Source organism: Synechococcus sp. W55.2, assembly GCF_047461635.1.
Taxonomy (GTDB): Bacteria; Cyanobacteriota; Cyanobacteriia; order Thermostichales; family Thermostichaceae; genus Thermostichus.
The window spans coordinates 1-6,761 of record NZ_JANSHM010000099.1; the positions used below are offsets into that span (position 1 = coordinate 1).

The 6,761-nt window shown below is 58.4% G+C and carries 8 protein-coding genes and 1 pseudogene; 3 read left to right on the forward strand and 6 right to left on the reverse strand.

Going from position 1 to position 6,761, the window contains the following annotated elements; all coding sequences use genetic code 11:
- Positions 1–200: 200 nt before the first annotated feature.
- Both NW828_RS13420 and argC read right to left on the reverse strand, forming a co-directional pair.
- Complete coding sequence (locus NW828_RS13420; protein ID WP_414384396.1) at positions 201–1,634, reverse strand: hypothetical protein; 1,434 nt, start codon at positions 1,632–1,634, stop codon at positions 201–203.
- A 38-nt stretch (positions 1,635–1,672) separates the two neighbouring features.
- Entirely contained in the window at positions 1,673–2,779 is a 1,107-nt protein-coding gene (gene argC / locus NW828_RS13425) for an N-acetyl-gamma-glutamyl-phosphate reductase (protein WP_011431956.1), read from the reverse strand.
- A 228-nt stretch (positions 2,780–3,007) separates the two neighbouring features.
- On the opposite strand from argC, the gene NW828_RS13430 reads away from it, so the two are divergent.
- The gene (locus NW828_RS13430; protein WP_011431955.1) at positions 3,008–3,292 is read left to right on the forward strand and encodes a hypothetical protein; all 285 of its coding nucleotides are present in this window, start codon (positions 3,008–3,010) and stop codon (positions 3,290–3,292) included.
- A gap of 102 nt (positions 3,293–3,394) precedes the next feature.
- Here NW828_RS13430 and NW828_RS13435 read toward each other — a convergent pair whose 3' ends face one another.
- The gene (locus tag NW828_RS13435) at positions 3,395–4,123 is read right to left on the reverse strand and encodes a 2-phosphosulfolactate phosphatase family protein (RefSeq protein ID WP_414384400.1); all 729 of its coding nucleotides are present in this window, start codon (positions 4,121–4,123) and stop codon (positions 3,395–3,397) included.
- A gap of 16 nt (positions 4,124–4,139) precedes the next feature.
- Entirely contained in the window at positions 4,140–4,913 is a 774-nt protein-coding gene (locus NW828_RS13440; RefSeq protein WP_414330211.1) for an ABC transporter permease, read from the reverse strand.
- A 62-nt stretch (positions 4,914–4,975) separates the two neighbouring features.
- On the opposite strand from NW828_RS13440, the gene purS reads away from it, so the two are divergent.
- Positions 4,976–5,233 (forward strand): phosphoribosylformylglycinamidine synthase subunit PurS, encoded by a 258-nt coding sequence (gene purS, locus NW828_RS13445; protein ID WP_414384397.1) that lies wholly within the window; start codon positions 4,976–4,978, stop codon positions 5,231–5,233.
- A gap of 115 nt (positions 5,234–5,348) precedes the next feature.
- A complete protein-coding gene (gene purQ, locus NW828_RS13450; RefSeq protein ID WP_414384398.1) occupies positions 5,349–6,026 on the forward strand; it encodes a phosphoribosylformylglycinamidine synthase subunit PurQ in 678 nt (225 codons plus the stop codon).
- A gap of 17 nt (positions 6,027–6,043) precedes the next feature.
- Here purQ and NW828_RS13455 read toward each other — a convergent pair whose 3' ends face one another.
- Complete coding sequence (locus NW828_RS13455) at positions 6,044–6,454, reverse strand: response regulator (RefSeq protein WP_414330017.1); 411 nt, start codon at positions 6,452–6,454, stop codon at positions 6,044–6,046.
- Between the two features lie 125 nt (positions 6,455–6,579).
- A pseudogene (locus tag NW828_RS13460) lies at positions 6,580–6,761 on the reverse strand (RNA-guided endonuclease TnpB family protein); the annotation flags it as partial.

Genomic DNA, 6,761 nt, shown 5'->3' on the forward strand with positions numbered 1-6,761 from the left:
TTGGAAACAAACAGAATGCTATCGCTGCATAGTTGAACAGTGATGTTCAGCAGTGTTCAGCGTAAATGTATCAGACCAGTCCGCCGGCCACCCTCTACAACCCGTGCAGATTTGTCTTTGGCGTAGAAAAGATTCCACCTAGCCTGCCAGCCTCACTTTGTGGATGCTGTAGGAAATTTTCTTCCCTATGCATCATCTACTCAATCTTCCAAGGGATCCAACTTGGGATCCAGACTCTTGGCCGTTAGACGCAGAGCCTCCGCCTGATCCATCACCCGTGGAGCTTGCACTGCCGTTTCAAGGCCCTGGCGATAGCTCTCCCACAGGGGCATTTCCGGGTAGGTCTGCTGCAACTCGCTGATCTGATCCAGAAGGGCCTCCAGCCAGCCAGCCGTGCTCCAGGTGAGCAGAAACTGGAAGGGGTTCCACAGGTTGAGCTGCCGCCCCAATTCATTTAAGCTCTCGTTGCGAATGGGCGGATCGAAGATGTCCGCCACGGTCATCAACTGGCGCGCCAGCAGGGGTCTGAGGATTTTCTCGGCAGCTTCCACCACAGCAGGGATGGCAGCCTGGATCTGGTTGGGTCTGGGAATGTTCCGCGCCTGGGGCAAGGCTTGCAGCACCAACTCCAGTCGCCGCCCTGCCTCTGCCGATTCCAAAGCCGATTCCAGGGTGGTGCCCACGCTGAGAAACACTTCTCCCGTCAGCAGCCGCACTGCATCGATGACCAGGTGATACAAGGGAGGGATCACGAGCTTGATCCACTCGCTCTGGAAAAACTCCCGCAGCTGCCGTGCCACATAGTCCCCTACTTGGGTGGTCTGGATCCCCACTTGAGTGAGATTGAGATACCAGTCGGGAGGGGATCCCTTGGGATCCAGCCAACGGCGCAGCGTTTGCCATTCTTCTTCTGTGAGGGCAGTTCGTCCCTGTTTTAAGCCAGTTCGCCGCAGCTTGCCCTCGGCATTCAAGAGCTTGCGCAGCTCCGGTGTGCCCAGCAAGGACAAGGCACCTGCCGAACCCACACTGCCGATCTCGATGGCGATCAAGGCGGCCAACAAGGCGGCTGAGGCCTTTACTTGAATCTGGCCGCTTTTGTCCATCACCAAAGGCAGGCGGCTGTTGCCATAGGCACGGGCACTCATCGCCTCCAGAGCAGAGCGTTGGTCAGAGGTCAGCGTCCGAGCCCAAGAAGGGATCCCGTGGCTTTCCGCCTCTGGATAGGCCGCTTCCTGCAAGCCGTGATACAGCAAGCTGGCCACCCAGGCGCGATCCGCAGCCTGCCGCAAAGAGCCAATGACCACTTCCCATTGGCAGGGGTTAAGCAGGGGCAAGAGCGCTTGCAGCTCTCGGTGGATGGGCTCTGGGGATCCCGCCGTTCTCGACTGTTCCAGAGCGCTTTGCAGCCGATCCCGCGCCTCTCGGCACAGCCCGCCCCACTCCAGTTGCAGGCGAGCCAGGGTTTGTTGCACCGTCTCTTCAGAGCGCCGGGGCAGATCCTGCCAGCCTGCTTCCAGTTGCCGCCACAGCCCCTCCCAGTTCAGGCCCTCAGCAGCACCATTCACGGGATCCGAGGCAACCTTTGCGCTGGGCGAGGCATTTTGGGGCAAAGCGGGATCCAGAGGTTCAGACATGGACAGAACCGGCCTCAAGGGGATTACCGGCATTATAGCTAGGGGTAAAACGCCAGCCGAGGCAAACCCAACGTTTCCGGCCATCCCATCATCAGGTTGAGACACTGCACTGCCTGCCCGGCTTGCCCTTTCATCAGGTTATCGATCACCGACAGGACAATAACGCGGTTGGTGCGGCTGTCCACCTCCACCCCGATCATGCAGGTGTTGGTGCCGGAGACCCATTTGGTTTGCGGGTAAACCCCCCGCGGCAGCACCTTCACCCAAGGAGATTGGCGATAGAAAGCGTTGTAAATGGTGAGCAAATCTTCCCCCACAAAGCCGGGATCCCGCAGAGTGGCATACAAGGTGACGTGGATCCCCCGCACCATGGGCACCAGATGAGGCGTAAATTGCACGGTGATGGGGGTGTGGGTCAGGTCGGTGCAAGCTTGCTCGATCTCGGGCGTATGGCGGTGCTGGGCCACTCCATAGGCTGCCAGAGAGCCGTCCACTTCGGCAAACAGGGATCCCACCTTGGGGGTACGACCTGCCCCCGAAACGCCGGATTTGGCATCGAAAATGAGGCTGTCCAGCTCCACCAACCCCTGCCGCAGCAGAGGAGCAACCGCCAACAATGAGGCAGTGGGATAACAGCCGGGACAGCCCACCAGTTGGGCTTGGGCAATCGCCTCGCGATAAAGTTCCGGCAACCCATAGACCGCCTGCTCATTGGCCTGGCGATAGGCAGGGCTGGGCCAGTTGGGATCCGTCTGACCCATGCGGTACCAAGATTGGTAGGTGGCCAGGTTGCGAAAGCGGTAATCCGCCGACAGATCTAAGACTTTGCACCCTTTGGCCAGCAAGGGCGGGGCCAGCTCGGCAGCCAGCCCATTGGGGAGAGACAAAAACACCACATCGCTGTTGGCGGCAATGCGATCCACCTCTACCGGCTGAACGGTCAGATCCACCGCCTGGGCCAACTGGGGATAGAGATCCCCGTAGCGCTTGCCGGCACTGTCTTGCCCAGCCAGGTAGGTGATCTGCACGCCAGGGTGCTCGCTCAGCAGCCGCACCAACTGCACCCCTCCGTAGCCGGAAGCGCCGACAATGCCAATGCGGACAGGCTCTGTGGGGTGGGGTGGGCGGGGCGCCATGTTGGCCATGGGGGGTTGCCTGTGCAAGAGGGTTACATGAGGGTCTGCCCTAAGTTCTATCGCATTTTCTTACCCCATTTGACGCTGCATCTTGTCCATTCGCGTTTTCATTCGCGTTAGCGTTGCGTGGCCATCCAGGGGGATTTGTTATGCTGGGTTCACCTGAGCCGCTCGGGCCTTGGCAGCGGCTTCCGTAATATCTGTCTATGTTCTGTGTAGCTTTCTAATCTGCGGTCTATGCACTATGAGCGATTGATCAACATGGTCTTGCGGGCCTACGGCCAAAGCAGCCGCCACGGTCTGGATCAAGAAACGCTGACCCTCTACTCAGAAGGCCCCTACACCCTCTACAAGCTCACTTCCCATTTCGATCGCCGCTCCATTTTTGTGTTGGCCCAGAATCAGCGGGATATGTTTGTTTCTGGCGATGCGTTTAACAACAAGCTGATCCCAGGAGAATGGCAGGCGTGGCTGCACCAGAAAGCGTTGGGCATTGCCCCCGACACGGCACAAGCAGGTTAGCTGCAGACCAGCTCTGCCGGGGAAGGATCCCCAAGCCCGCACCCGGCCTGTTGCTGAGAATGGCTGCTCACTTCCAACTGGCGGGATCCATCTATCCAAAATCTACCTGCCGTTGGCCAAAACCCCTGGCTGAACCTGTCGGGGCACCACTGAGAGACGATCCAGCTGGGCACAATAGGCCAGATCCTGATCGTTTTCCGGCCCCAGACCCAATAGCCGTTGCCCGTGGCTAGAGCGTCTCAACAAACCCAGCAGATCGTCCTGCCAAGTTTGGTAGAGGGCCAAGGCCGCCAAGGTCTCGTCGTTGCCCAACTGGTTCAAAGAGCAGCCCAGGCGATGCAAGATGGCTCCGGCACAGGCAGTATCTTCCAGCGAAAAGGCCCCTTCCCACCCGGATCCCACCAGCCACACCTCGGCAAAGGAGCCCCGTCTGAGAAAATCTACCACGGCTCCCAAGTTCACCAGGGCTGCTGTAATCACCACTGGGATCCCTTCCAGGCGCTGTAGGCTGCGCGTGCCGTTGGTGGTGCTCAGGAAGATGCGCTTGTCCCGCACGCGGTCGGGAGTGTAGTCGAGGGGGGAGTTGCCCAGATCAAACCCCGCCACCGCTTTGCCCCCCCGTTCCCCGGCCAAAAGCCGCTGGGAAGCCGGCCAGTTTTGGCTTGCCTCTTGGAGCTGCTGCAGGTGGGCAAACACCTGTACCGCTTCTGCTCCTGCTGCCAGCGCTGTGGCAATGGTGGTGGTGGCCCGCAGCACATCAATGGCCACCGCACACTCCGGGATCCCAGATGAAGGCACCTGTTCGGGCGTATAGAAGTGGAAAAAACGCATGGGGGAAGAGGTAACGTCAGAACTCACGCCGGGCGAACACCAACACTGCCAGAATCAGCAGCAAAAGGGTGTAAACCAAGCCGTACAGTGCATCTCCGAGAAGTTCTGCTGGGGGCGGAACTTGGCCGTAAACCGCAGCATCTCTCAAATTGAGGCGCTCCAAATCCGGCAGGATCAAATAAATCACCTCAAACAGTTTGCCAAATCCGGCATCTTTCACCAGCTTGCTCAGTTGCAGCAGGGCGCGGCTGGCATGGCCCATCAGGAACAGGGCAATGGTGTAGAGGGTGGCCAGAATCGAGGAAGTGAAAACCCCGAACAGCAGGGCTGCGGCAACAATCAGCACCAGCTCTAAGAAAGTGAAGACTGTTGCCCAGAGAATGGCCAAAAGGGGGATCGGGGCCTGCACCAGCAGCAAGCTCAGCAGAAACACAACCGTCATCAGCAGCACCAGCACCGACAGCAGCGCCGATAGGCCCAGATGCTTGCCGACAATGAACTCTGCCCGGCTCATGGGTTTGGCGATCAGCACATACACCGTGCGTTTTTCAATCTCCTTATTCACCAGCCCTGTGCCCACGAAAATGGCCACGATCAGGCCGAAGAAGTGAATGGCTGCCAACCCCAGGTCGGCAATGATTTTGTTGTGGGCCTGGTTGGCCACCTGCGGGATCAAAACAGTGGCTCCCAGCATGGCCACCGCAAATACCATCACCAGGTAGAGAATCCGATCCCGAATCGTTTCCCGGAAAACGTTGTGGGCAATGGCCACCACGCGCGACGCATCCATGACTGAACCCAAAGCTGTGATGATCCGACTGATACACTGGTAACAGATCCAGCCTTTATTCTATGCAGTTCCAGGCCCAGATTCAGATTCACCTACGCCCCTCTGTTCTCGATCCCGCCGGGGCTGCGGTTCAGTCCAGCTTGCATCAGCTGGGGCATACCCAGGTACAGCAGGTGCGCATTGGCAAGCATATCCAACTGCAGCTAGAGGCCCCCAACGCCGAGACCGCCCACCGCCAGGTGGATGAGCTGTGCCATCAACTGCTGGCCAACCCGGTGATTGAGACTTATCAAATCCAAGTGGCTGCCATCGGTGGTTAATTTGATGGGTTCACGCGATTTGGGGTTGATCTGATGGCCATTCCAAAAATACCCCCAACCCCTCTTCCATCCCTCTAATCTGACCATCTTCTTTCCTCTCACTTAAGGGATCCCAATGGCTGGCGTGAGGTTTGGCGTTGTTGTTTTCCCGGGTTCCAACTGCGACCGAGATGTAGCCTGGGTAACCCGCGGCCTCTTGGGCTGCCCAACGCGGCTGATCTGGCACCGAGAGACGGATTTGTCGGAGCTGGATGTGGTGGTGCTGCCGGGGGGCTTCAGCTATGGGGATTATTTGCGTTGTGGGGCCATCGCTCGTTTTGCTCCGGTGATGGGATCCCTGAAGGAGCACGTAGCGCGAGGAGGCTATGTGCTGGGCATCTGCAATGGCTTTCAGATCTTAACAGAGGCGGGCCTGCTGCCGGGGGCGCTGGTGCGCAATGCCAACCTGCACTTTATCTGCGACCGAGTGGGGATCCGTATAGAACGGCAGGATCTTCCCTGGACAAGCGCGTATCCCCAGGGATCCACCCTAACCCTGCCCATCGCCCATGGGGAAGGCCGCTATACCTGCGACTCGGATACCCTCAAGCAATTGCAGGATCAAGGGCAGATCGTCCTTCGCTATGCTCCGGTTGCGCCCAACGGCTCTGTGGATAATATTGCCGGCATTTGCGATCCCAGCGGTCGGATTCTGGGTTTGATGCCCCACCCCGAGCGGGCAGCAGATCCCGATTTGCCAGGGCAAGATGGGATCCCCTTTTGGCAGTCGATTTTGCGCAGCTTCGCCGCCTAACTCTTCTCCGGGACAGCTCACTCCTGCCTCGGCCCTTGAGACAACACCTGGCGAACTTGATTCACCATCTCCTCATGATCCACCACCGGCTTGGCAATGTAGCCATCTGCCCCGCTCTGGGCCAAAAATGCCTCGCGGTCGCCGCGCATCGCATGGGCCGTCACCAAAATGATGGGGATGGAGCTGCTTTTCGGATCCGCCTTCAACAGTTGGGCAATGCGGATCCCGTCCACCGCCTCGCCGCGAAAGGTGCTCTGGGACAGGGAAACATCCAACAAAATGACATCCACCTCGTGCCCCTGGGCCAGCTTCAAAATCTGCTCCACATCCTGGCTGTGAAAGACCTCAAAACCTCCCCGCCGTCGCAACACCTTCTCAAAAACACGGGCGTTGATTGGATCATCTTCCACCAGCAGCACTGTTGCCATCGTTAACCCAATCTTGAATCTGAACCCAAGCTAAGCTGTCTCTGGGATCCCAAAAGCCATCCTAAGGCATCCTTAGCGAGTTCAATTTGAGCAGTAGGACAAGCGTTCTCCTACAGAGTAGTAAACTACCCGACCCTGACTGCTTCGCAGTACAGGGCAGGCTTTCGGCAGCCCTGCAGTTGGCAAGCCAACCACGAACCTCTAGGCTGGTTTACGGCAGCCCCCAAAATCGCAATCACCTTCGCACCGTTAAAATCCGCATCCCCTTCCCAACCGCAGTGCCCGCATTTGAACTGCTTACCCTTGC

Coding starts and splice junctions, on each gene's coding strand:
- NW828_RS13420 (WP_414384396.1), bottom strand. CDS start 1,634: ATGTCTGAACCTCTGGATCCCGCTTTGCCCCAAAATGCCTCGCCCAGC.
- argC (WP_011431956.1), bottom strand. CDS start 2,779: ATGGCCAACATGGCGCCCCGCCCACCCCACCCCACAGAGCCTGTCCGC.
- NW828_RS13430 (WP_011431955.1), top strand. CDS start 3,008: ATGCACTATGAGCGATTGATCAACATGGTCTTGCGGGCCTACGGCCAA.
- NW828_RS13435 (WP_414384400.1), bottom strand. CDS start 4,123: ATGCGTTTTTTCCACTTCTATACGCCCGAACAGGTGCCTTCATCTGGG.
- NW828_RS13440 (WP_414330211.1), bottom strand. CDS start 4,913: ATGGATGCGTCGCGCGTGGTGGCCATTGCCCACAACGTTTTCCGGGAA.
- purS (WP_414384397.1), top strand. CDS start 4,976: ATGCAGTTCCAGGCCCAGATTCAGATTCACCTACGCCCCTCTGTTCTC.
- purQ (WP_414384398.1), top strand. CDS start 5,349: ATGGCTGGCGTGAGGTTTGGCGTTGTTGTTTTCCCGGGTTCCAACTGC.
- NW828_RS13455 (WP_414330017.1), bottom strand. CDS start 6,454: ATGGCAACAGTGCTGCTGGTGGAAGATGATCCAATCAACGCCCGTGTT.